Here is a 24465-nt window from a genome sequence, read left to right as displayed (position 1 = left end):
AGTCTGCAACAATATATAGGGGTTCGAAAAGTTCCATTTGGCACAAAAATGCCCGGGCGAGAGGCCCGGGCATTGGTCCAGCATGGCTGGATGACGGCAAAGTGATCGAAGCACGCTTCAATCGAGATCGGAGCGCAGCTTCAACCTCTTTGCTATGGATGATCAGGCGTTGTCTTCGCCGCCTTCAAACTCGGTGTTCGGATCGAAGAAGTTCTCCGGCCGGGCGTTGTCGTTGATGTCGTCGCCATAGATGGCTTCGGCGGTGGTCAGAGTCTCGCCCTTGGCCTGGCGCTCGGCTTCGTCGGCCGTGCGGGCGATGTTGAGCGTGACGGTGACCTCGACTTCCGGATGCAGCGCGATCGCCACATTGGTGACACCGATGGTCTTGATCGGCTGGTTGAGCAGGATCTGGTTGCGATTGATCGAGAAACCTTCCGCCGTCAGCAGATCGGCGATGTCGCGGGTCGAAACGGAACCGTAAAGCTGTCCGGTTTCGCCGGCGGAGCGAACGGCGATGAAGCTCTTGCCGTCGAGCTTTTCGGCGACCTGGGCCGCTTCCGATTTGCGCTCGAGGTTGCGGGCTTCGAGCTGGGCGCGCTGACCTTCGAACTTCTTCTTGTTGGCTTCGTTGGCGCGCAGCGCCTTACCCTGCGGCAGCAGGAAGTTACGGGCGAAGCCGTCCTTGACCTTGACGGTATCGCCCATCTGGCCGAGGCGGGAAACGCGTTCGAGAAGAATGACGTCCATGGTTTTGTTCCTTCGGTTGGGCGCCAATCGATCGTTGAGATCGACGCCGAATGTCTTGGGAACAGGTCAGGAAGCTTGAGCGCCTTTGGCGCTGGTGTCGCTGTCCTGCCTGTTGCGGCAGTTAGAGGTTTTGACCTCAACCCGGGATTTGATGTTCGGCCCTGCGGCGCCCGTCGCCGTGGGAAAGAGCGGGCGGCGAACCGCCCGCATTTGAGATATTAGCGAACCACGTAGGGCAGCAGGCCGAGGAAGCGGGCGCGCTTGATCGCCTTGGCGAGTTCGCGCTGCTTCTTCTGGCTGACGGCGGTGATGCGCGACGGCACGATCTTGCCGCGCTCAGAAATGTAGCGCTGCAGCAGACGCACGTCCTTGTAGTCGATCTTGGGCGCGTTGGCGCCGGAGAACGGGCAGGTCTTGCGGCGGCGATGGAACGGGCGCCGGGTCGGGATCTGATTGATGTCGACCATTATTCTGCACCCCCTTCAGAGCCTTCGCGCGGACGGCGCGGACCACGATCGGCACCAGCGTCGCCGAACGAGCGCGGCGGACGATCGCCACGGTCGCCGCGATCACGATCGCCGAACGAACGCGGACCACGATCGCCACGGTCACGGTCGCCGAAGCCGCCGCGTTCCGAGCGCTCTTCGCGCTTCTGCATCATGGCCGACGGGCCTTCCTCATGCGCCTCGACCTTGATGGTCAGGAAACGCAGCACGTCTTCGGACAGGCCCATCTGGCGCTCCATCTCGTTGAGCGCGGCAGCCGGGCAATTCAAATCCATCAGCGTGTAGTAAGCCTTCCGGTTCTTGTTGACCCGGTAGGTGAGGGACTTCAGTCCCCAGTTCTCGACCCGGCCGACGGACCCGCCATTTGCGGAGATGACACCCTTGTACTGTTCGACAAGCGCATCGACCTGCTGCTGCGAGAGGTCCTGCCGGGCAAGAAACACATGTTCGTAAAGAGCCATTATGTCCTATGCCTTTCTTCGTTTCTCTCCCGGTTCCCGGCGGCAAAAGCCTCTGCAACTTCTCTGACCCGCAAACCCTCGAAGGGGCAGGGGGAAGAAAGGAGCATGACGAGACGGTCGAGAGCGGAGACACGGGAGGCGGAAGCACTTCCGGCTTCACACGAAGGTTCTGAAAAACCTCCGGCCCTCCGTTCAGCCCCCAGCAAGGACCGGCAGATTGCGGGCGTCTATACAGCAATCCGGCCGCAAAGCAAGGGCAAGCGGCATTCCCGTGTGTCATAGCCGATGATCGGGGAGCAGCAACGGCCGGAGTTGTGGTTTCCGGCAACCACGTCTTAACCACACCAGCAGGTTGTGTGGAGTTGAAGCCTGGCCATCAACGGTCGATTCATCATGGAAGGCGCAAAAGCCCGGACAACCGCGCAAAAGCGGCAAGCATTTCCGGGGGTAAGGATGCTTTTCAACAAATTCTGGCGCTCGAAGAGCGGCAATTTCACGCTTGTGCTGGGACTGGGTTTGCCGGTCATCCTGACGGCAGTCGCTTTCGCAACCGATGTCTCGACCCTTATGCGGGCCAAGAGCAATCTGCAGAACGCTCTCGATTCGGCAAACCTTGCGTCTTCGCACCTTGGCGATCTCGACATCACCCGCAATGACGCTTTCAACCGCTATTTCCAGGCCAATATCGTCGGTCATGGCGAGCTCGGCAATGCGCAGGCGACGTTGACTGTCGACAAGGGCGTCAACTTCGTCAAGACAAAGGCGGTTGCCTCGGCGGACGTCAATCTCAACTTCGCCTTCCTGTTCGGCGACAGCAAGCACATCGTGGTCGATGCCTCGGCGGTCGAATCGAACAACCAGCTCGAAGTCGTGCTGGTGCTGGACAACACCGGCTCGATGGCCGGAGCGCGTATGACGGCGCTGAGGACGGCGACAAAATCGTTGCTCGACACGCTCGAAGGGGCGAAATCGCCGACGCGCAAGATCCGCGCCTCGCTGGTTCCATTCGTAACCGCCGTCAACGTCAATGGCGACGGCTTCGACCCGTCCTGAATCGACATGGACGGCAAGTCCTCAACCAACGGCGTCAATTTTCCCGTCATCGACGGCAAGCGGCCGAACCACATGGCGCTTTTCAAACAGCTCAAGAAGACCGGATGGACCGATGCCGGATGGAATGGCACCGGATGGAAGGGTTGTGTCGAGGCACGGCCAGGCGCTTACAATATCTCCGACACGCCACCCGACACGGCCAAGCCCGACACGCTGTTCGTGCCGTACTTTGCGCCGGATGATCCCGAAGACGCCCAAAAGCCGTCTGGCTCCTATGGCAATTCGGATAAATACTACAACAACTCCTATCTCAACGATGTCAGCGACAAAACCAGGCTTGCCCAGTCGGGCATCAACATCCTGGGCATCGATCTCAGCAACCTGCTCGGCAATCTCATCGAACTTCTGTCGCCCGATGACAGGGCTGCCAGGGAAAAGATTGCCAAATATGTTGCGCCCGCCAAGGAATTCATCACCGAGATCGGCTCTCCCATCACTATCGGCCCGAACCGTGCGTGTCCGACCCCGGTGGTCCGTCGGCTGTTGGCTGGCGCCATAGACGACGTTCTCGCCGTCGGTGAGCAACAGCACGATCTTGCTGATACCGGGCGTCTTCCACGGCGCCCCATCGGTGTAGGGCGCGGCGGGCGACAGCACCCGCATACCCCATGACAGGCCCTCGGAGACGTTGGTGCCCGAACCGTTCCACTCGGTCATCTGACTGGCAGCCTTGCGCAGCTTGTCGAAATCGTCGGTCAGGGGCCGAAATCTGACTACACATCGTATGGTTATCTGGCCGGCGGCCGTTTCGGATCGGATAACCAGACGACCGCTGCGCGCAATGTCGACGGCTGGACCAAAAACGTTTGCACGCAATTGAAGAACGAGGGCGTGCAAATCTACACCATGGTGCTGCAATCCGACACCGCAGCCAACCGCGCGCTTTACAGCGCCTGCGCTTCTGATCCGAGCGGCTATTATGCAGTCAACGATCCGACCAAATTGCCGGACGTTTTCCAGCAGATCGCCAACAAGTTCTCGAAGCTGCAATTGACGAACTGAACGCGCGATCCGACACAGACGAGCCTGAGGGATCGTTGGGCTCAACTCGTATGGGCGACAACTTTGTCCTTGTCGACCGTTTCGGGGAAGAAGTCGGGCGCCGCGTGGCGTTTGCCGAACATCATATCATACTGAAGCAGGCGGAAATCGCGGATCGCCGGATCGATCTCCTTCTGCCGCGCCCAATCGGGCGTGGCTTCGCCAGCCGGCGTCAGCAGAAGATTGCGGTCGACGACACGGTAGCGTTCGCTCATCTCGCCCAGGAAGCCGGTGTAGTATGGATGGCTGATCCCGGCCGTTTTCAGGATATGATAGGGCAGGAAGGCTGGGCTGACGGCACCCATCTGCTCAGCCGGCCCGGTGCGGTTCGACCAGATGACCAGCGGCGTCTCGTGATGCTCGAGAGCAGCCTCGGGCGACGCTTCCTTGCGCGGCGCGACATTATCCTTGAGGAAGCCGGTTTCGACATAGACCGGCCCCAGCGGCGGCAGATGGTCGCCGAAGAAGGCGATTACGGTGGGGCGGGAGCGTTTCTTGGCCCATTCGACGAGGCGTTCGAGGCCGCGATCGGCATCGGCTGAGCCCTCGGCGTAGCTGAGTAGCGATTCGCGCGCCCACTGGCTGATCGGCGCCTGCACCCTATGCGTGGGATTGTAATAGCGGTTCGGCTCGTAGGGACCGTGGTTTTGCAGGCTGACCGCAAAGAAGAACACCGGCTCGTCGCTGGCGTCGGCCTCGCTGATGATCTCGTCGGTCATCGCCGCATCCGATGCCAGTGGCCCGCGCTTTTGCATTGGCGGCAGCGTCTCTTCCGACTTGAAATCGTTGAAGCCGAAATCGGCATAGACCGCGCCACGGTTCCAGAACCAGTTGGTGCCGGGATGGATGGCGCTCGCCCGGTAACCCTGGCTCTTCAGGAAGGTCGCGAGCGAAGGGGTCGGCGTGCGCACATATTGCTGATAGGGGATGCTGCCTGCCGGCAGGAACGCGTTGGAGAAGCCGGTCAGCGCCTCGAACTCGATATTGGCGGTCATGCCGCCGAACTCCGGCGAGAACATCGAGCCCGAGCGCAGCGCCCGCACATTGGGGATTGGATCTGGCGTGATGGTGACGCCAGGCAACTTGGTCGGATCCCAGAAGGATTCGCTCATGACGATGATGATGTCCGGCTTCTCGGCCGGCACCGAGGCGGTCACATCAGGCCTGGCTATCGCTGCGATCGCCTTGTCGGAATAGCCCGGCGGCGCCGAGACATGCGCCATCGGCACGTTGAGGGCAAAGGCCAGCGCAAAGCCGTTGGAGGCATAGTTTTCCTTCTGGTCCCACATGATCGGGATGATCTGCAGCCGATCCCTGGTCCAGGAGAAGGTGGCGTAGTCCATGATCGAAACGAAGAAGGCGAGCAGCGGCACTGCCAGCGTCAGCCGCGCAAGGCGCCCCTTGCGGCTGAGTGCGGGAACCTTGCGGCGCCATAACCGCCAGCCGTAGACGAGCAGCGACAGGCCGGCGACGATGCCGACGACCATGGCAAGCGCGGTCATCGGCCGTTCGCGTACCAAAAGCGGCAGCAGCGCGAAGATCTGGCGGGCATAGAGGAAATCGGTCGGATAGAGCGGATCGCCGAGATAGTGCGACTTCTGGTGACCGACGAAAGCAAGCGACAAGGTCAGCGGCGCGACGATCATCAGGCTCTGGTGGCTGCGGCCGAGCACCGCATCGAAGCCGATCAGGAGCAGCGCAAACACGACGATGGTGGTCCAGCCCGGCTTGAACGGCTGAAGGAAGAAGGAGATGGTTCCGGCAAAGTCGCCGCGCACGATCAGTTCGATGGCAAACACCAGGATAGCGGCAATCGCCAGGCTGATCAGCCCATAGCGCACGACCGGCCATCTCCTGCCCGGCAGATAGCCGGTGGAAGGGTCGTCTTCCAGGAACTGTGGCGCGGCCTTGCCGGTGCGTTTGTAACTCTTTGCCACTTTAACTTCCCCACCCAGCGACAAGCACGTCACTCGATTGTCATGGAATTGTCACGCAAAGCTAGCGCCTGTAACGGAAATAAGAAGAGCCAGCAAACGAATCGTGAGCGGTTTTCATCAGGAGTGATCGCCAAAAACCCTTTCGCAACAGGCACTCGGCGGACGAGGCTGCCCTCGGGCAGGGTCGAACCGGGCTTGACTTGGCGCCCCGCCATGCGTCACAGGCAAGAAAAACCCGTCTTCAGGCAAGCAAAACCAGCCCTTGGGAGCCCTCGCATGGCCGTTGCATTCACCTTTCCCGGACAAGGCAGCCAGGCGGTCGGCATGGGCAAGGATCTCGCCGACGCCTTCCCCGAAGCGCGCAGGGTCTTCCAGGAAGTCGACGATGCGCTCGGCGAAAATCTGTCGAAGCTGATCTGGGAAGGGCCGGAAGAGACGTTGACGCTGACCGCCAACGCGCAGCCGGCGCTGATGGCGGTGTCGCTGGCCGCGATCCGGGCGCTGGAATCGCGCGGCTTCTCGCTGAAAGGCAAGATCGCCTATGTCGCCGGTCATTCGCTGGGCGAATATTCGGCGTTGGCCGCTGCCGGCTTCGTTTCGGTTGCCGATGCCGCCCGGTTGCTGCGCATACGCGGCAATGCCATGCAGGCGGCGGTGCCGGCCGGCGAGGGCGCCATGGCGGCGATCATCGGATTGGAACAGGCCGATGTCGAAGCCGCTTGCGCGGAAGCCGCCAAAGGCTCTGTCTGCCAGATCGCCAACGACAATGGCGGTGGCCAACTGGTCATCTCCGGCGCCAAGGCCGCGGTCGAACTGGCCGCGAAACTGTGCACCGAGAAAGGCGCCAAACGCGCGCTGATGCTGCAGGTGTCCGCGCCCTTCCATTCCGCGCTGATGGCGCCGGCCGCGAACGTCATGCGCGAAGCCCTGGCCGGCGTGGCAAAGAACGCGCCGGTGGTTCCCGTGCTCTCCAATGTCACGGTCAGCCCGACCAGCGATCCAGACGAGATCGCCCGCCGCCTGGTCGAACAGATAACCGGCCGCGTGCGTTGGCGCGAGACGGTGGAATGGTTCGGCGCAAACGGCGTCACCACGCTTTACGAGATCGGCGCCGGCAAGGTGCTTTCAGGATTGGCGCGGCGCATCAACCGCGATGTCGCCACCGCGTCGGTCGGCACCGCGGCTGACGTCGAGGCGGCCATGGCGGCGCTTGCATAAAGCGTCATTTGATCCCATCCCTGTAAAGGGTGTTCTCTTCTCAATCAGGAGACAAAAATGTTCGAATTGACTGGCCGCAAGGCGCTCGTCACCGGCGCATCCGGCGGCATCGGCGAGGCGATCGCCAGGATGTTGCATGCGCAGGGCGCGATCGTCGGCCTGCATGGCACCCGCGTCGAGAAACTGGAAGCGCTGGCTAGCGAGCTTGGCGACCGGGTCAAGCTGTTCCCGGCCAATTTGTCCAACCGTGAGGAGGTCAAGGCGCTCGGCCAGAAAGCCGAAGCCGATCTCGAAGGCGTCGACATCCTGGTCAACAACGCCGGCATCACCAAGGACGGCCTGTTCGTGCGCATGTCGGATGCCGACTGGGACAGCGTGCTCGAGGTCAACCTGACCGCCGTGTTCAGGCTGACCCGCGAACTCACCCACCCGATGATGCGCCGCCGCCATGGCCGCATCATCAACATCACCTCGGTGGTCGGCATCACCGGCAATCCCGGCCAGACCAATTACTGCGCCTCAAAGGCCGGCATGATCGGCTTCTCCAAATCGCTGGCACAGGAGATCGCCACCCGCAACATCACCGTCAACTGCGTCGCCCCGGGCTTCATCGAATCGGCGATGACCGACAAGCTCAACGACAAGCAGAAAGAGGCGATCATGGCGGCGATCCCGACGCGGCGCATGGGCACCAGCGTTGAAGTCGCGTCCGCCGTCGCTTATCTCGCCTCCAACGAAGCCGCCTACGTCACTGGCCAGACCATCCACGTAAATGGCGGCATGGCTATGATTTGACGAGGTTCGGCAGCAACGCCGGCGGGTTGTGAAAAGAGACCATTTCGGCTTGGACCTCAGCTATTTTTCGTGTAATGCGGCCCGCAACCCGGCGGTTCGGGCAAAAACCGGTCCGTAGTCGTTGCGTTTCCGGCAGGACCATCTTTCAGCTTGATTAGCGGCATTCTGCCCGCTAACGAAGACAGACAAACAAAAGACGAGGATGCCCAAATGAGTGACACCGCAGAGCGCGTCAAGAAGATCGTCATCGAGCACCTTGGCGTCGATGCCGACAAAGTGACGGAGCAGGCGAGCTTCATCGATGATCTGGGCGCCGACAGCCTCGACACGGTCGAACTTGTCATGGCGTTCGAAGAAGAATTCGGCGTCGAGATTCCCGACGATGCGGCTGAGACCATCCTGACCGTTGGCGATGCCGTGAAGTACATCGACAAGGCTTCGGCCTGACGCTTTCCGCAGTCATCACCGGGGAGGACCTGCGATGAGGCGTGTCGTCGTCACGGGCCTTGGGTTGCTGTCGCCGTTCGGCATGGGCTTCGAGCACAGCTGGAAGGAACTTCTGACCGGCCGCAGCGCTGCCAAGCGCATCACTGAGTTCGAGGTGGAGGATCTTGCCTGCAAGATCGCCCACGTCATTCCGCGTGGTGACGGCAGCAATGCCACCTTCAATCCCGAGGCCGTGCTCGAGCCCAAGGAACTGCGCAAGATCGGCGACTTCATCCTTTACGGGATTGCCGCCGCCGACGAGGCGCTGAAGGATTCCGGCTGGGAACCCAAGACGCATGAAGAGCGGTGTGCCACCGGCGTCCTGATCGGCTCCGGCATCGGCGGCATCGAGGGCATCGCCGAGAACGCGATGATCCTCAAGGAGCGCGGCCCGCGCCGCATCAGCCCTTTCTTCATCCCGGGCCAGATCATCAATCTCGTCTCCGGGCAGGTTTCGATCCGGCACGGACTGAAAGGCCCGAACCATGCCGTCGTCACGGCCTGTTCGACCGGCGCGCACGCCATTGGCGATGCTGCCCGGTTGATCATGTGGGGCGATGCCGACGTGATGGTCGCCGGTGGCGCCGAAGCGCCGGTGACGCGGCTGTCGATCGCCGGCTTTGCCGCATGCCGGGCACTGTCGACGGAACGCAATGATTCGCCGCAAACGGCGTCGCGACCCTATGATCGCGACCGCGACGGCTTCGTTATGGGCGAGGGCGCCGGCGTTGTCGTGCTCGAGGAGCTCGAACATGCCAGGGCGCGCGGCGCCAAGATCTATGCCGAGGTGACGGGTTACGGTCTCACCGGCGACGCGCATCACATCACCGCGCCCGCCGAGGATGGCGATGGCGCCTTCCGTTGCATGACGGCGGCACTGAACCGGGCCAAGTTGACGCCGGCCGATGTCGACTACATCAACGCGCACGGCACCTCGACCATGGCCGACACGATCGAGCTCGGCGCGGTCGAGCGGCTTGTCGGCAATGCCGCATCGAAGATTTCGATGTCATCGACCAAGTCGTCGATCGGCCATCTGCTTGGGGCGGCGGGTGCCGCCGAAGCGATCTTCTCGATCCTTGCCATCAGGGACAATGTCGCGCCGCCGACCATCAACCTCGACAACCCGGAACGCGAAACCGCGATCGACCTGGTGCCGAACAAGCCGCGTGCCCGCCAGATCGACGTTGCGCTGTCCAATTCCTTCGGCTTTGGCGGGACCAACGCGTCGCTGGTCTTCCAGCGCTACAATGGCTGATCGTCCGGCTGCCGGGCGGCGCTTCGGCGTGCCGTCAATTTTGCCATATTCGCCCCTACTCTGCCGCTGGGGATTCGTTGGGCGATCAAACGGTAGGGCGAAATGAACACAAATCCGGCAGGCAACGGAGAATTCGGGCAACGGCCGCCGACATCCGGCCCGATCGTGCCGAAAACGGCCAGCGAAGCGTTGCGGCCGGAGGCTGGCACGCCGCCGCCGAAGCGCTCGCGGGCGTCACGCAGCCAGGTCGTCGTGTTCATGAACTTCGTCATCTCCTCGGTGATGCTGGTGGTTCTGGCGGCCGGCGTCGCGGTCTATTTCGGCAAGCAGGAATTCACCGAACCCGGACCTTCGGCCAATGGCGACACCTTCCTGGTCAAGCCGAGCACCGGCGTCCAGGATATCGCCGACCAGCTCGAACGCCGCGGGTTGATCAGCGACGCCCGGGTATTCCGCCTTGGCGTGCGGGCCTTCGGCAATGATTCCGCGCTGAAAGCCGGCGAGTACGAGATCAAGCCCAGGGCATCCATGCGCGATATCATGGAGCTTCTGAAGAGCGGCAAGTCGGTGATGTATTCGCTGACCATTCCTGAAGGACTGACGGTCGACCAGGCATTGCAGCGCATCGCCGAGGAGAATGCCTTGAGCGGCGACATGCCGGCAACCACGCCGCCGGAGGGCAGCCTCGCCACCGACACGCTGCGCTTCACGCGCGGAGCGACACGCCAGCAGATGGTCGACAAGCTGCTGGCGGATCAGAAGAAGCTGGTCGACGATGTCTGGCAGCGGCGCGCGCCTGACCTGCCGCTGGCCAACGTCGAGGAGTTCGTCACGCTGGCCTCGATCGTCGAGAAGGAGACGGGCAAGGGTGACGAGCGTTCGCGAGTTGCCGCCGTCTTCCTGAACCGGCTTGCCAAGGGCATGCGCCTGCAATCCGATCCGACCATCATCTACGGGCTGTTCGGCGGCAAGGGAAAGCCGGCGGATCGGCCGATCTACCAGTCGGACATCCAGAAACAGACGCCCTACAACACCTATGTGATCAATGGCTTGCCGCCGACGCCGATCGCCAATCCGGGTCGTGCAGCGCTGGAGGCGGTGGCCAATCCGTCGAAGACCGCCGACCTCTATTTCGTTGCCGACGGCACCGGCGGGCACGTCTTTGCCGCGACGCTGGACGAGCACAACGAGAACGTCGCCCGCTATCGCGCGTTGCTGAAGAAGCAGGCCGATGATGCCGCCAAAGCCGCCAAGACGACTGGCACCGGCGACAGCAATGCCGTCGAACCCGCTGGCAGTGGGCCGGCTGACGGTGCCGACGACAGCGGCGGTGACGCGGGCGCTGCCCAGTAAATGAAGAAAGGCGTTGCCCGGCAGGCAACGCCCTGACATTTGGAAGAGCGCCGCGCGTCCGGTTTCGACGCGCCTGCGGCGCAGTCTTTTTCAAGCCGCACTCGCTCTGTCCGGAAAGCCGGTTCAGGGCGATGTGCAAGGGACGTGTGGGCGATATGAATTTGCAGAGCATGACCGGTTTTGCACGTGCCGTCGCCGAGCACGAAGGCACCTCGATCGCCTGGGAGGTCAAGTCCGTAAACGGCAAGAGCGTCGAGGTACGGCTGCGGCTGCCGCAAGGCTTCGAGCGGTTGGAACCTGCTGTCCGGCAAATACTTCAGAAACGTTTTGCACGCGGCAATTTCCAGGCGACGCTGACCATCGGCCGTGCCGTTGGCGCGCAGGCGCAGCCGGTCGTCAACGAAGCCTTCCTGAAGGACCTTGCTGGGCTCGCCAAACGGCTGCAGGAGCAATTCGGCGTTGCTGCGGCGACGTCGGATGGATTGCTTTCGCTGCGCGGCGTGCTCGACATTCCTGAAACCGTCGAAACCGAGGAGGCGAGGGCCGCGCTCGATGCCGCGATCATGGCCGCGCTCGAAGTGGCCTTGAACGGGCTCGAACAGGCACGGCAGGGCGAAGGAGCCGCGCTGGCTTTGCTGTTGTCGGGTCATATCGACACGATCGAGGCGCTGACGCTGCGGGCAGAAGTGGATCCATCCCGCGAGACCGCGGTGATCCGCGAACGCATCGCCGAGCAGGTCAGGCTGCTGATGGACGCTTCCGCCAATCTGGATGCCACCCGACTGCATATGGAGGCGGCGTTCCTGGCCACCAAGGCCGATATTCGCGAAGAGATCGACCGGCTGAAAACGCATGTCGCATCCGGCCGGGCACTGCTGGTGGGCGGCGGCGCGGTCGGTCGCAAGCTCGATTTTCTGGCACAGGAATTTAACCGCGAATCGAATACGCTGTGTTCCAAATCGAATGCCGCAGCCATCACCGCGATCGGCCTGGACCTGAAGGCGGTGGTCGACCAGTTTCGTGAACAGATCCAGAATCTGGAGTAGCCGATGGTTGCCAAGGATTTGGGGTCCCGCATACGCCGCCGGGGCCTGATGCTCGTCCTGTCGTCGCCGTCCGGCGCCGGCAAGTCGACGATCGCGCGCAATCTTCTGGAAAGCGATTCCAGCCTCGAACTGTCGGTCTCGGTCACCACCAGGCCGCGCCGTGGAAGCGAGATCGAAGGCGTCCACTATCATTTTCGGACGATGCGCGAATTCGAGCGGCTTCGTGATTCCGACGCGCTGCTGGAGTGGGCCGAGGTGCATGGCAATTGCTATGCGACGCCGCGCGAACCGGCCGAACTGGCGCTGTCCGAGGGGCGCGACATGCTGTTCGACATCGACTGGCAAGGCGCCCAGCAGCTCAAGGAGAAGATGCGCGCCGACATTGTCTCGATCTTCATCCTGCCGCCATCGATGAAGGAGTTGAAGGCGCGGCTGAAACGTCGCGCTGAAGACCAGGAGGCGGTGATCGAGACGCGGCTGAAAAACGCCCGCAACGAGATCGAGCACTGGAAGGAATATGATTTCGTCATCGTCAATGATGACCTTGACCGCGCCTTCGCCGAAGTGCGCGGCATCGTCGTCGCCGAGCGGCTAAGACGCGACCGCCGGCCAGGCCTGTTCGATTTCGTCTCTGGACTGTTGGACGAGAAGACGGGCTGAGACCTCTTCCTTCGCCCCGTTCACGGGGAGAAGGTGGCCCGAAGGGCCGGATGAGGGGCGGTGCTGGCATTTCAAGGTTCGTGCTGCCCCCTCATCTGCCTGCCGGCATCTTCTCCCCGTAAACGGGGAGAAGAGAGCTACACGGCATTGGTCAGCCGCACGAATTCCTCGACGCTGAGCGTCTCGGCGCGGCGTGTCGGATCGATGCCGGCGCGTTCGAGCAGGGCCTCGCCGCCGAGGCTTTTCACGCTCTGCCGCAGCATCTTGCGACGTTGGCCGAAAGCGGCTTCTGTGACGCGGCCGAGTTTCTTCACCTCGGCGGGCAGGGGCGTCGGGCGCGGCACCAGATGCACCACCGAGGAGGTGACCTTTGGCGGCGGCGTGAATGCGTGTGGCGGTACGTCGAAGGCGATCCTCGCCTCCGTCCGCCAGCCGGCAAGAACCCCCAGCCGGCCATAGCTGTCGCTGCCGGCAGGCGCGACGATGCGCTCGGCCACCTCGCGCTGGAACATCAAAGTCATCGAGGTGTAGAAAGGCGGCCAGTCGCTGACCGCCAACCAGCGCACCAGCAGCTCCGTGCCGATATTGTAGGGCAGGTTGGCCACGATCTTGACCGGGCCGCCATTGCCGGCCGCTCGACTGGCAAGGCCTGTGAAATCCGTCTTCAGCGCATCGCCGGAAACAACCTCCAGCCGGCCGGGATAGTGGTCGGACACTTCGGCAAGAGCAGCCAGGCAACGTTCGTCACGCTCGATGGCGATGACGTGACGCGCGCCGTTGGAAAGCAGGGCGCGGGTCAGCCCGCCGGGACCGGGACCGACCTCGATCACGGTTGCATCGGACAAGTCGCCGGCGGTGCGCGCGATCTTGCCGGTGAGATTGAGGTCGAGCAGGAAATTCTGGCCGAGCGCCTTCTTTGCCTGCAGCCCATGACGCTCGATCACCTCGCGCAGCGGCGGCAGCCCGTCGATGCTCATGCCCGAGATCTCATACCGCAACCGCCTTCGTGTTCGTGTCGGCCAGCCGCCGGGCAAGCTTCAGCGCCGCTATCAGGCTGTCGGGCCGCGCCACACCCTTGCCGGCGATGTCGAAGGCCGTGCCGTGGTCGGGCGAGGTGCGGATGAAGGGCAGGCCGAGCGTGACATTGACCGCCTCGTCGAAAGCCAGCGCCTTGGCCGGGATCAGCGCCTGGTCGTGATACATGCAAAGGGCCGCGTCGTAGCCCGCCCGCGCCCGGACATGGAACAACGTGTCGGCCGGCAAAGGGCCGAAAGCGTCGATGCCATCGGCACGCAGGATGTCGACCGCCGGGCGCACGATCCGCTCGTCCTCGAGGCCCATGGCGCCGCCTTCGCCGGCATGCGGGTTGAGCCCGGCAATCGCCAGCCGTGGCTTGGCGATGCCGAAGCGGCCGGTAAGGTCGGCGGCGGTGATGAGCGCGGTGGCGACGATCAGCTCGGTGGTCAGTGCCTTCGGCACCTCGGCCAGCGCGATGTGGATGGTGACGGGAACGGTGCGCAGGTCGGGTCCTGCCAGCATCATTACCGGCATCGCCTCGACGCCGCTGTGCCGGGCCGCCAGATGCGCCAGATACTCGGTGTGGCCGGGGAAGCGAAAGCCGGCGTCGTAGAGCGGCTTCTTGGCGATGGGGCAGGTGACCACGGCCGAGGCTTCGCCGGCAAGGCAATCGGCGACGGCGCGGTCGATGGCCTCGATGGTGGCAGCCGCATTGGCCGGATCCGGCCGGCCGGGGCTGTCGATGCAGCGGGCAGTCAGTGGAACGATCGGCAAGGCGCGGGCAAAGACCTGCGCCGCTTGCGCTGATGTCGTTTCGACGACCGGCAGCGAAATGCCGAGCAGGCGCGCCCGGGAGGCGATCAGCGCCGGATCGGCGAGCAGGTAGAAGGGGGGCAGGGCGGCAGCTTCGCGCGCCATAAAGGCGGCGATGGCGATCTCCGGCCCAATGCCGGACGGATCGCCGGCGCTCAACGCGAGCGCAGTCACTGCGTTGCTCACGTCAGCGCTTGACGATGCGGGCTTTTGCCTTTAGCTCGTCGACATATTTCTTGCTGAGCGCGTCGGCATCCTTGTCGCCGCCGGAGCCTTCGGCCTGAAACGCCATCTGGGCGACCTTGTCGTCGGACACTTCGCGCGACGAGCAGATGCCGATGAATTCGACGCCGCGTTCGGTTTCGCGCGTGGCGGTGGCACCGCCGACTTTGGTCGCCTTGATCTGCTCGGCCCAGTCCGGCGGCAGCTGCGGCGCCAGCACCCGGCCCAGATCCCGAACGGTGACGTCGATCAGGCCCTTGGCGAATTCGCGCGTCGTGTTGCAGCCGTTGAAGCGGGTGCGCATGGCGTCGGCCTCGCGCTTGCGTTTGCCCAGCGTGGCGCTGCGTTCAGCCGCCGGAACCACGAAGATGACCTGCTGCAGCATGTATTCGGTGGCGCTCGGTTTGGCGCCGCCTTTTTCGAGCATCTTTCTCACGAGATCCTGCTCGCTGACGGCACCGGTGCCGTCGCCAGAACGGTAGCGCGCGCTCAAAGCCTGGTTCCAGGCCATCTGGGCGCGGATGAATTCCTTGAAGTGGCTCTTGGTGACGCCTGACTTCTCCATGACGCCGTCAAGCTGGCTGAGCTGCATCTTGTTGCTCGAGGCAAAGCGCTGATACGCCGCCTCGACTTGTGCGTCGCTGATGCGGATGCCAAGCCGCTTGGCCTCGGCCATACGCAGCGTCTGGTCGATCATTTCCTGGCCGGCATCGCCCTTCTTGCGCTGCAGCTTCAGGAAGGCGGCGCGATGGGCTATGTCGCCGGTGGTGACCGGAATGTTGTTGACGACGTATTTGATCTCGCTGGCGAAAGCCGGCGGCGTCATTGCAGTGATCGACACGGACGTCGCCGCCACGAGCAACGCGAAACCTGCTGAAAAGAGGTATTTCCTCATCGTTGGTATCCCAATTCTATCCCGGTCCCGCCCAATTTCATCTTTCCAGGTGCGCGAAATCCGTGCCAGCCCTATGCGGCGAAACGATGTCGCCGATTGTTACTGGATCGTGTCGATGGCACTGGTCGACGAGCCGAATTCGCCGAGGGTGCGGAACGACAGATTGAAGCCGATGGTCTGCGACACCTCCCTGGTGTTCAGATCGCGCGACTGCGAGTAGGTCATCAGATAAGTGAAGCAGGAATCGTTGTAGGCGAAGCCGACACCGTCCTTGACCAGCAGGCTTTGCTGCAGGTCGTAGGTTCCTGTGCCGAAAACGCGCCAGTTTTCGGCCAGATGCGTGGATGCACCAAGTGTGACTTCGTGGCGGTCGGTGGTGAAGCCGTACAGTGGCTGGGCCTGGATGAAGGCGTATTTGGCGCTCAGCGACACAGGCAGGCCGGAATAGGCGGCCTTCACCTCGGCGCGGCGAACCTCGAAGCTCTGTTCGTCGAAACGGCCGCTGACCGAGGCCGCGAAGCCGTTGGGGCTGTTGATGCCGAACAGGCCGACATAATCGGATTTGGCCGTGTCGAGGCCGGAGTTGGCGCCGACATTGACCAGATCCGGCGCGGCGAACGAGTTCTCGCCGCCGATCTGATAGGATTGGCCGAAAATGGCATTGGTGCCCCAGCCATTGTTGTACGAGCCGGAATAGCGGAAGCCGACATTGGCGCGCGAACCGCCTTCTACGCGGTCGTAACCGGAGAACTTGTCGCGTTCGAACAAGGTGGTCGCGTCGAAGACCATGCTTTGGGCGTCTTCATTGGGTACTGCGAGACCGCCGACATATTGCTCGTTCGGGCGCATGAAGACCTGCGCCATTGGCTCGATAACGTGGCTGGACCCGCTGGCCATGGAAAACAGCACCGGCCAACGCATCTCGAGGCCTGCGGTTGCCATGTAACGAGCAAATGACGAGCGCATATCGGCCTGCTCGCTCAAATTTGCTGCCATCTGGTTGACGGCGTTTAGCGAAGCCGACGACGCGTTGAGATAATCAACGTCGCCCTGCAGCGCGAGCAATGGTGTCAGCACCAGCCCGCCATCGGTGACGAAGCTCCGCTTCCACTCGGCCTCGGCGGTGAGACGGCCGGATTCGCCTTCGATACCAGGGACACGCTGTATGGGGGTGGAGAAAGTATCATCGAGCTCGTCGCGGCGGATGACACGCGCGTTGACATTGAGCGACAACTGGCCGCCGGCCACCGAGGCATCAGGAATATAGGCATAGTCGAGCGACGGAAGCACCCAAGGCTGTTGTCCGCTTCGCGCAGAGGCGTTGTCGTCAGGCGTATCTTCCTGCACATCGAAATGCATGGCGCGCACGTCGAAATAGTTGCGGCCGTTGAGACCCGTCAAGTAGACCGACGACTGGTGGACGCTGCTATTGTACTTGTCGATGCCGTAGGTGTTCGAGAAGTTCTTGTCGGTCTGCAGCAGCACGTCCCAGCCGAAGTTCCAGCGTGAGTTGATGGCGAACTGCCCCTGGGTACCCATCATGCCGCGGAATTTGTTGGGATCGCCGGCGCTGCCCGAATTGACGTTGTGGCCAGAGCTGGATGGGAAGGCAGTGGTGTCGAGGAAGGCGTCGGGATTCTGCTGGTGTATCCCGGCGATCTTCAAGCTGTACTCGCCATTGTCGAAGCGCTGACGCCACTCGGCCTCACCGAGGAAGCCCTGCTTGGTATAGCCGGTACCGGTGACGGTCAGGTCGTAGGTCGGCGCCAATGCGAGATAATAGGGGACTTTCACGCCGACGCCGAGATCGCTCTTGTAGATGATGCTCGGGATCAGGAAGCCGCTCTTGCGCTTCACCGTCGGGTCGGCAATTTCGAATGCAGGCAGATAGGCAAGCGGAAAACCGAAGAACTCGAAATTCGCATTCTCGAAGCGAACCGTCTTCTTCTCGCCGTTCCAGATGATCTTCTTGGCCTTGACGCGCCAGGTCGGCGCTTTATCCGGCTTATCCTCGCACGGCTCGCAGGCGGTGTAGACGCCATTGTGGAAGGTGGTCAGCACGCCGCCCATGCGTTCTGCGCTTTCGGCGGCGAAATAGGCCTTGTCGATGGTTTCGACCCGCAACGCATTGACGAAGCCGTCGGCGAAGTCATCGGTGATGTCGATATGTTGCGAATTGATCTTGGTGCCGTCGCTGTTGATAACTTCGACGTTGCCGCTCGCGACCATCCGCTTGGTGTTGCGGTTGTATTCGACGCGCTGGGCGACAAGGCGATTGCCACCATAGTCGATCTGCACACCGCCGACGGCGGTCACGGTCTGGTTGTCGTTGTTGTAGACCAGCGTATCGGCCGCCAGCAGCATTTGCGAGCCGGCCGGAACCGATGTCGCCATGTCGCCGACGTCCTGCGCAAGCGCCGGTGCCGGAATGGCGTAGGCAAGCACGCACGCCAAGGCGGTCGCCGCATAGAGGCGCGCCAAACCGGCCTGCCTGTTGCTGGGCAAAAACGCCTCCCTCACTAGCCGTCTTCCTTGTATAGCAGGAAAGTCACCCCGAAGAACATAGCCACCATGACCGGTACCCAGGCGGCTACGACAGTCGGCACGAATCCCGCCACGCCGAATGCCTTCACCAGCACCGAAACGACATAAAGCAGAAAGCCAGCGATGATGCCACCCAGAATCATCGTCGCCGACTGTCCCATCCTAGCAAATCGCATTGAAACCGTTGCCGCGATCAGTGTCATGGCGACGAGAAGGAACGGCAACGCCACGAGCGAATCAAACTGCATGGCAAAAGCATTTGCCTTGAGGCCGAAAGAGCGGGCAACCTCGACCTTTCCGGGCAGGTCATAGAAGGGGATGGTTTCGGGGCGCGCCAGCCGCTCTTGCACGAATTCGGGCTTTAGATTGGTTGGTACGCGATCGGTTGCCGATGCCTGGATCGTGCCGTTCTGGAATGTCTTGACGTCCTGCAATTCCCAATAGCCGTCGCGCAGGAAGGCACGGGCGGCGTCCTTGCGCTCGACGATGTTGCCTTGCGGGTCGAGAATGAAAAATACGACATCGGCCATTTCCAGGCCCTGGTTCAGGATGGCCCGCGCACCGATGATGGTGTCGCCCGAACTGGTTTTCTGCCGGATCCAGGGCGCGGCATCGGCCGAGACCGTATTCGATTTGCCGGAACGCAGCTGGGTTTCGATCTGCTCGGACCAGGAGAATGCGTGCGCGGCGAGTGGATTGATGACGCCAACCGACAGGACGCCGAACAGCAAGGCTCCGATACAGCAGGGCAAGAGGAACTGCCAGGCGGAAACACCGGCGGAACGGGCGATGACCAGCTCGTAGCGCCGGTTCAGCGACACCAGCGTCGCCATCGCCGAGAAGAGACCGACGAACGGCACCGTCTGCAGCATGATCATCGGCATACGGAGGCCTGAAATGGCTACCGCCGTGCCGTAGGTGAAGCCGGGCAGGCCGGTGGTGCGGCCGGACAGCTCGGTGAAGTCGATCAGGAACACCAATGCCAGGAGGCCGATGAAGAACCAGATGGTGATCGTCACATAGCGGAAGAAGAAGTAGCGGCCCAGTGTCCAGCCCATCAGCCGACCCCTTGCCCTGATGCGCCGCGCCTGGACAAACGCAATTTGAAAGCATTCCAGCTGTCAGCGATGCGCGTGGCGAAGTTTGTCATCCAGTCCGCCCAGGTCACCGGCAGTTCCAGTGTTCGGTTGGAGACGATGAACCAGATCGCCACCGCGGAAGCCACGATCGGCACGCCATAGACCATATACGCATATTGCGGGATCTCATCCGCCTTGCTGGCGGCAAAAAAGCCCAGCCAACGCACGAACAGCGATATCGTGATCGCCGTGATCAGCGGATTGACGCGCGCCTCGCGGTGCGAGCGCGCATCCCCGGCGACCGCAAGCGCGATCAGCGCGAAAACCATGGAATAGGTCCATTCCGAGAACCGTTGGTTGACCTCGGCCCGGTATTCGTAGGGGTTCTGCTGATAGTACTTGTCGTTGGCGCCCGGGTTGAGCAGGTACTGCGTCGTCTGGTCCTTGGGCAGGAGCGTCACCGCCGAAGCCGCCGCCATGAAGGCCGACATGTCGAAGGCATAGGAGGTAAAGCGGATGACGGAGAGATCGCCGGTCAGCGTTTTGCGATGGATGACGCCGTCATTCATCATCAGCACCTTTTCACCGCCGCGTTCGACGATGCTGCCGGTCTTGGCGTAGTAGACGAGGTTGACGCCTTCTTCGCGCGAATCGGCGACGAAAATGCCACCCAGCCGGTTGTCGGGAAGGCGCTCACCGATCTGCAGGAACAGCCCGTCGTCAATCTTGCGGAAGGTGCCTTCCTGGATGATCAGCGACAACAGATCCGCGCGCGACGAGGCCACCAGTGCCCGGTTCTTCTGCCGTGCGTAAGGGTCGATGCCGTTGTCGACGGCAAAGGAAAAAACGGCGGCGGCGAGCGCCAGCAACATGATCGGCCGTACGATCGTCCAGCGCGAGGCCCCCGCGGCGTTGACGACGGCGAGTTCGGAATCCGAATTCATCACACTGAGTGTCTGTGCGACTGCCACCACCAGCGCAAAAGGCACCACGATCGGGATGATGGACGGAAGGATGAGGGCGGCGACTTCGAAGAAGGTCAACGCCGACTGGCCGCTGTCTGTCACCAGATCGATCTTTGCCAGCACCTGTGTCGTCCACACGATCGCCAGCGTCCACACAAGAGCGGCCATGAAGACCACGAAAGCGCGGCGCATGATGTAGCGTTCAACGACCTTCATGAAGGCTTTTCTCGATTTTTTCGAACGGCATCATGCCACCGAACAAGGTAGCTGTCCGGCAGCGCCTGCACAACTGGCTCCATCAGATGGTCGATCCGGGTTCTGTCCCACATTACGCCCCCCGGCTGGGCGGAGTGTCGGCGGGAATGGATAAGAAAGGGCGAACATCGATGGTTAACAACAGGTTGCGGCAAAAAGCGGGGCCGTGCCGCGACGAATCGTCATCGATTCCATAGGTCATATGGGATGCCAATTCGGCAAAGTCTTGCCAAATGCCGGAAAACGACCAAATGTCGCGCATCGTTTCGAACCGCTTCCCCAAAAGTCGCGCATTCCCTGAAAGCAGGACATGATGAATCAAAGACCGTCGATCGCCTTCGCCAAATTTTCCGGGTCCCAGAGCGCGGTAAACAAGAAGGGCACTGTCTTCGTGTTCGCGGCGGATGAGGGCGGCCTGAGCGACGTCGCCAAGGCCGGCGATCCCGGCAAGACATTGGAGCGCGCCTTTCCCGTGGCTGAGTTCATGGGCAAGTTCGCCAGCACGGTGGAAGTTCTGGCGCCGCAGGGAGCGTCGCTCGACAGACTCGTGGCGATAGGCACCGGCAAGGTGTCGGGACTGGACGAATATGCGTGGCTGAAGCTTGGCGGCACCGTTGCCGCGTCGCTGCGCAAGGCGACCGAAGTGGCGGTGGTCCTCGATGTGGCCGGCGCCTCGCCGAGTGCGAAGGATGCGGCAAACCTTGCCGCGGGCATTCTCCTGCGCAGCTATTCCTTCGATAAGTACAAGACCAGGAAGGACAAGGACGACAGCAAGGCAGAGCCGAAGAAGCCGGTCAAGGTGACCATCCACACCGCCGATCCGGCCGCTGCGAAGAAGGCCTTCGCCGATGCCGAGGCGGTGATAGACGGCGTCCTGCTGGCGCGCGACCTCGTCAACGAACCGGCAAACGTGCTTGGGCCGGTCGAGTTCGCTGCCCGCGCCAAGGAACTCGAGGCGCTAGGCGTCAAGGTCGAGATATTGGCTGAGAAGGAAATGAAGAAGCTCGGCATGGGTTCGCTGCTCGGTGTCGCGCAAGGCTCGCCGCGCGGCGCCCGCATGGCGATCATGCAGTGGAACGGCGGCAAGCCGAAGGACAGCCCGATCGCCTTCGTCGGCAAGGGCGTCACTTTCGACACCGGCGGCAATTCCATAAAGCCGGCCTCGGGCATGGAGGATATGAAGGGCGACATGGGCGGTGCCGCCGCCGTCACCGGCCTGATGCATGCGCTGGCGGCCCGCAAGGCGAAAGCCAATGTCGTCGGTATCATCGGACTGGTCGAAAATGCCGTCGACGGTCATGCCCAGCGTCCCGGTGATATCGTCACTTCGATGTCGGGCCAGACCATCGAGGTGCTCAATACCGATGCCGAGGGCCGCCTCGTGCTGGCCGATGCGTTGTGGTACTGCAACGACCGCTTCCAGCCGAAATTCATGGTCAATCTGGCGACGCTGACCGGCGCCATCATGGTGGCGCTCGGCCAACATTATGCCGGCCTGTTTTCCAACAATGACGAGCTGGCCGAAAAGTTGTCGGCGGCGGGGCAGGCGACGCAGGAACGGCTGTGGCGCATGCCGCTCGGTGCCGAATACGACAAGCTCATCGATTCCAAGAACGCCGACATGAAGAACATCGGCGGCCGTTTTGGCGGCGCCACCATTGCGGCGCAGTTTCTGCAGCGCTTCGTCAAGGATACGCCATGGGCTCATCTCGACATTGCCGGCACGGCGATGGGGGCGCCGTCGAACGAGATCAACCAGTCCTGGGGTTCCGGTTTCGGCGTCAGGCTGCTCGACCGGCTGGTGCGCGATAATTATGAGCAGTGAACGGGTTCAATCACTATAGGCTGAAGCGATGGCCGACGTCCTGTTCTACCACCTGACCGAATCGACGCTGGAGGATGCGCTGCCAGGCCTCCTGGAGCGCAGCGTCGACCGTGGCTGGCGCGCCGTGGTGCAGACAGGCACCGAGGAACGCCGCGATGCGCTCGACCAGCATCTGTGGACCTTCCGCGACGATTCGTTCCTGGCGCACGCAACCGATCGTGAGGCTCATCCCGGTGAACAGCCGATTCTGTTGACCACCGGCGACGGCAATCCCAACGACGCCAAGATTAGGTTCCTGGTCGACGGTGCGGTGCCGCCTGACCTTGGTGGCTACGAGCGCGCGGTGTTCCTGTTCGATGGCCACGATGCCGCCCAGCTCGAGGCGGCGCGAGGGCACTGGAAGGTGATGAAGAGCGCTGGCCACGCCGTCACCTACTGGCAACAGACGCCAGATCGCCGCTGGGAGCGCAAGGCTTAAGGCAGGTCGCCTGAACGTTCAGGCGACATGCTTGACCAGTGGCGTGTCACGACAATATCTACTGCTTTGCCTCGATCCGGTTATCTACTGCTTTGCCTTGATCCGGTTCATTTTCGTTGTGACGTAGTCGCCGTATTTCAATTTCATTGACTCGTCCGACCGGTTTCGATGCGGGCTCTTGAAAACGTACCATTCGCCATCAGGCGATTTACGCTTGTAGATAACCTTGCCCACTTGGCGATGCTCGAAGCAGGTCATCGAGCCCTTCACACCCCAGGAGCCATGCCATTGCGCGCGGTAGCAGAGCTTGCCGCCGCCGGGAATGAACCACATGCCGTCGCCATAGCCCGACTTGCCCTTGTCGTGAGTCCAGGCATCGAACTGCCTCTGCTTGACGGCAAAGAACCCGGCGCCCTTCTTGCCCCACAGCCACGAATGGTTCTGATAAATCTGGTAGACGCCTTCGTCAGGAACGACCGTGGCTTTTTGCGCCTGCTCGGCGATCCTTGTCGCCGTCTTGGCCGTCGCAGGAACCTGAAAGGCAAGAACAAGAACGGAGCAGGCGAATGCCGCTCCGAGATAATTTCCCACTACCCGTTTCACGAAACTTCTCCACAGATTGATTTACGCCACGCCTCAACCCTCATCCCGAACCGCTGGTTCGAGATGGATCATGATCGAACAAGGAGATTGGAAATCGATCCCGATCGCGTCGGGATCGATCAGCACGATGCGTCTACGGCAGGACGTGCTGGGTCACCCTCCAGTCGGGCAGACCATAGCCACCCAGCCACGGCCACACTTCCTTCTGGTTGAAGTAGACGACCGAAGTCAGCGCCGGGAACTCCGCGTAGGATTTGCGGGAATCTTCCTGCCATTTCGAGACATAGTCCTGCTGTCCGACATAGCCGAGTTCCGCAACGACGATCGGCTTGTTGAACACTGCAACGCGGTCATAGCCGGGCTTCAGCAGCTCAGCGAAGGTACGGTCATGACCGGCCTCGTCATTGTCCTTTTTCTGCAGACCGAACACCGACAGGCCGATGACGTCGACATAGTCGTCGCCGGGGTAGTATTTTTCCAGACCCTCTTCGCCCTTGGGCGACCACATATACTTGGCGGCGGGGGCAGCCTTGCGGCAGATATCGACCTCGCGCTTGTAAGCGGAGATCCAGTCCTTGGGAGCCCAGTTGGCCCAAGTGAAGCGGCCGTTCTTGTCTTCCATTTCCTGAGCCCAGCGAATGGTCACCGGGCTCTTCATCTGTCCCACCAGGCCGCAGATTGCCTGCATGTTGGCGTCATATTTGCCGCTCAAAATGCCGTCGCGCAATTCGGGCGGGGTGATGCGCCAGTCCTTCGACCAGGTCCACGGCTCAACCGTAATCAGCAGCGAACGTCCGCGTTGCAGCGCATAGGCGTCGGCAAGCGGCAGCGTCGACAGGTCGACGTCTTCCCAAGGCAGGAACAGCTCTTCGATGCTGGCACTCTTGTCGGCGCTGAAGTCGCCGTAGGGATCATAGGATCCGAACGCCGAGGCGGCGCTGCTCGTTTGGACGGGGTCCGTCGCGGCTACCGAGCCAGCGCCTCCTGCCGTGGGGAACGCGGCGCTTCCGCCCAATGCCAGCGCGATTGCGAGTGCTTTTACTGTGGAGTGTTTCATGTCGATCTCCCATGGCCCCAACCTCTTTCGGAAGTTAAGGCTTGCCCGTGCGCATCGATGCCTGATCGACACGACTACCCAAAAACCGATC

General features: G+C 62.1%; 24 protein-coding genes. 12 read left to right on the top strand and 12 right to left on the bottom strand.

The window, feature by feature from the left end:
- Positions 1 to 162: 162 nt before the first annotated feature.
- From rplI to rpsF, 3 genes are all read right to left on the bottom strand, one after another.
- Entirely contained in the window at positions 163 to 747 is a 585-nt protein-coding gene (rplI, locus tag AC0L2U_RS03305) for a 50S ribosomal protein L9 (protein WP_023813757.1), read from the bottom strand.
- Positions 748 to 965: 218 nt separating this feature from the next.
- Positions 966 to 1214 carry a 30S ribosomal protein S18 gene (rpsR, locus tag AC0L2U_RS03300; RefSeq protein WP_006203718.1) on the bottom strand — a complete coding sequence of 83 codons (249 nt, stop codon included), beginning with the start codon at positions 1212 to 1214 and terminating at the stop codon, positions 966 to 968.
- Positions 1214 to 1714, bottom strand: a complete 501-nt coding sequence (gene rpsF / locus AC0L2U_RS03295; protein ID WP_183453862.1) for a 30S ribosomal protein S6 — start codon at positions 1712 to 1714, stop codon at positions 1214 to 1216. Before rpsF ends, rpsR begins: the two co-directional genes overlap by 1 nt.
- A gap of 453 nt (positions 1715 to 2167) precedes the next feature.
- Between rpsF and AC0L2U_RS03290 the strand changes: the two genes are divergently transcribed.
- From AC0L2U_RS03290 to AC0L2U_RS03280, 3 genes are all read left to right on the top strand, one after another.
- A complete protein-coding gene (locus AC0L2U_RS03290; RefSeq protein ID WP_473601386.1) occupies positions 2168 to 2767 on the top strand; it encodes a TadE/TadG family type IV pilus assembly protein in 600 nt (199 codons plus the stop codon).
- Between the two features lie 6 nt (positions 2768 to 2773).
- Positions 2774 to 3439, top strand: a complete 666-nt coding sequence (locus tag AC0L2U_RS03285; protein WP_473601385.1) for a hypothetical protein — start codon at positions 2774 to 2776, stop codon at positions 3437 to 3439.
- Between the two features lie 219 nt (positions 3440 to 3658).
- The gene (locus AC0L2U_RS03280) at positions 3659 to 3829 is read left to right on the top strand and encodes a hypothetical protein (RefSeq protein WP_292633639.1); all 171 of its coding nucleotides are present in this window, start codon (positions 3659 to 3661) and stop codon (positions 3827 to 3829) included.
- Between the two features lie 41 nt (positions 3830 to 3870).
- Here AC0L2U_RS03280 and AC0L2U_RS03275 read toward each other — a convergent pair whose 3' ends face one another.
- Positions 3871 to 5829, bottom strand: coding sequence for an LTA synthase family protein (locus AC0L2U_RS03275; protein WP_473601384.1), 1959 nt, complete (start codon positions 5827 to 5829; stop codon positions 3871 to 3873).
- Positions 5830 to 6081: 252 nt separating this feature from the next.
- Between AC0L2U_RS03275 and fabD the strand changes: the two genes are divergently transcribed.
- From fabD to gmk, 7 genes are all read left to right on the top strand, one after another.
- Positions 6082 to 7023 (top strand): ACP S-malonyltransferase, encoded by a 942-nt coding sequence (gene fabD / locus AC0L2U_RS03270; protein ID WP_128363606.1) that lies wholly within the window; start codon positions 6082 to 6084, stop codon positions 7021 to 7023.
- Between the two features lie 57 nt (positions 7024 to 7080).
- The gene (fabG, locus tag AC0L2U_RS03265; protein ID WP_127271122.1) at positions 7081 to 7818 is read left to right on the top strand and encodes a 3-oxoacyl-[acyl-carrier-protein] reductase; all 738 of its coding nucleotides are present in this window, start codon (positions 7081 to 7083) and stop codon (positions 7816 to 7818) included.
- A 210-nt stretch (positions 7819 to 8028) separates the two neighbouring features.
- On the top strand, positions 8029 to 8265 hold the full coding sequence (locus AC0L2U_RS03260; RefSeq protein ID WP_006203723.1) for an acyl carrier protein: 237 nt from the start codon (positions 8029 to 8031) through the stop codon (positions 8263 to 8265).
- Between the two features lie 34 nt (positions 8266 to 8299).
- Positions 8300 to 9562: a beta-ketoacyl-ACP synthase II gene (fabF, locus tag AC0L2U_RS03255; RefSeq protein WP_127273339.1), complete on the top strand. Its 1263-nt coding sequence runs from the start codon at positions 8300 to 8302 to the stop codon at positions 9560 to 9562.
- 102 nt (positions 9563 to 9664) lie between these two features.
- Positions 9665 to 10915 (top strand): endolytic transglycosylase MltG, encoded by a 1251-nt coding sequence (mltG, locus tag AC0L2U_RS03250; RefSeq protein ID WP_127398565.1) that lies wholly within the window; start codon positions 9665 to 9667, stop codon positions 10913 to 10915.
- A 155-nt stretch (positions 10916 to 11070) separates the two neighbouring features.
- Positions 11071 to 11961: a YicC/YloC family endoribonuclease gene (locus tag AC0L2U_RS03245; protein WP_013532513.1), complete on the top strand. Its 891-nt coding sequence runs from the start codon at positions 11071 to 11073 to the stop codon at positions 11959 to 11961.
- Positions 11962 to 11964: 3 nt separating this feature from the next.
- Positions 11965 to 12621, top strand: a complete 657-nt coding sequence (gmk, locus tag AC0L2U_RS03240; RefSeq protein WP_013532512.1) for a guanylate kinase — start codon at positions 11965 to 11967, stop codon at positions 12619 to 12621.
- A 137-nt stretch (positions 12622 to 12758) separates the two neighbouring features.
- On the opposite strand, the gene rsmA is transcribed toward gmk, so the two are convergent.
- The 6 genes from rsmA to lptF form a co-directional block, all read right to left on the bottom strand.
- The gene (gene rsmA, locus AC0L2U_RS03235) at positions 12759 to 13598 is read right to left on the bottom strand and encodes a 16S rRNA (adenine(1518)-N(6)/adenine(1519)-N(6))-dimethyltransferase RsmA (RefSeq protein ID WP_473601383.1); all 840 of its coding nucleotides are present in this window, start codon (positions 13596 to 13598) and stop codon (positions 12759 to 12761) included.
- A gap of 10 nt (positions 13599 to 13608) precedes the next feature.
- Complete coding sequence (gene pdxA, locus AC0L2U_RS03230; RefSeq protein WP_127398483.1) at positions 13609 to 14637, bottom strand: 4-hydroxythreonine-4-phosphate dehydrogenase PdxA; 1029 nt, start codon at positions 14635 to 14637, stop codon at positions 13609 to 13611.
- A gap of 1 nt (position 14638) precedes the next feature.
- The gene (locus AC0L2U_RS03225) at positions 14639 to 15568 is read right to left on the bottom strand and encodes a peptidylprolyl isomerase (RefSeq protein WP_127268604.1); all 930 of its coding nucleotides are present in this window, start codon (positions 15566 to 15568) and stop codon (positions 14639 to 14641) included.
- A 99-nt stretch (positions 15569 to 15667) separates the two neighbouring features.
- A complete protein-coding gene (locus tag AC0L2U_RS03220) occupies positions 15668 to 18088 on the bottom strand; it encodes an LPS-assembly protein LptD (protein WP_164873870.1) in 2421 nt (806 codons plus the stop codon).
- The gene (gene lptG, locus AC0L2U_RS03215) at positions 18088 to 19173 is read right to left on the bottom strand and encodes an LPS export ABC transporter permease LptG (protein WP_031213741.1); all 1086 of its coding nucleotides are present in this window, start codon (positions 19171 to 19173) and stop codon (positions 18088 to 18090) included. Before lptG ends, AC0L2U_RS03220 begins: the two co-directional genes overlap by 1 nt.
- The gene (gene lptF / locus AC0L2U_RS03210) at positions 19170 to 20372 is read right to left on the bottom strand and encodes an LPS export ABC transporter permease LptF (RefSeq protein WP_127396660.1); all 1203 of its coding nucleotides are present in this window, start codon (positions 20370 to 20372) and stop codon (positions 19170 to 19172) included. Before lptF ends, lptG begins: the two co-directional genes overlap by 4 nt.
- A gap of 352 nt (positions 20373 to 20724) precedes the next feature.
- Between lptF and AC0L2U_RS03205 the strand changes: the two genes are divergently transcribed.
- Positions 20725 to 22236 (top strand): leucyl aminopeptidase, encoded by a 1512-nt coding sequence (locus AC0L2U_RS03205; protein ID WP_127380810.1) that lies wholly within the window; start codon positions 20725 to 20727, stop codon positions 22234 to 22236.
- A 28-nt stretch (positions 22237 to 22264) separates the two neighbouring features.
- Positions 22265 to 22714: a DNA polymerase III subunit chi gene (locus AC0L2U_RS03200; protein ID WP_023813773.1), complete on the top strand. Its 450-nt coding sequence runs from the start codon at positions 22265 to 22267 to the stop codon at positions 22712 to 22714.
- Positions 22715 to 22798: 84 nt separating this feature from the next.
- Here AC0L2U_RS03200 and AC0L2U_RS03195 read toward each other — a convergent pair whose 3' ends face one another.
- Both AC0L2U_RS03195 and AC0L2U_RS03190 read right to left on the bottom strand, forming a co-directional pair.
- Positions 22799 to 23317: a DUF995 domain-containing protein gene (locus AC0L2U_RS03195; RefSeq protein ID WP_127319803.1), complete on the bottom strand. Its 519-nt coding sequence runs from the start codon at positions 23315 to 23317 to the stop codon at positions 22799 to 22801.
- A gap of 133 nt (positions 23318 to 23450) precedes the next feature.
- The gene (locus AC0L2U_RS03190) at positions 23451 to 24374 is read right to left on the bottom strand and encodes a glycoside hydrolase family 26 protein (RefSeq protein ID WP_127810849.1); all 924 of its coding nucleotides are present in this window, start codon (positions 24372 to 24374) and stop codon (positions 23451 to 23453) included.
- Between the last annotated feature and the right edge of the window lie 91 nt (positions 24375 to 24465).

This window comes from Mesorhizobium sp. WSM4808 (assembly GCF_055811675.1).
Note: the sequence above shows the minus strand (reverse complement) of the source record. Positions and strands in the feature narration are given on the sequence as shown.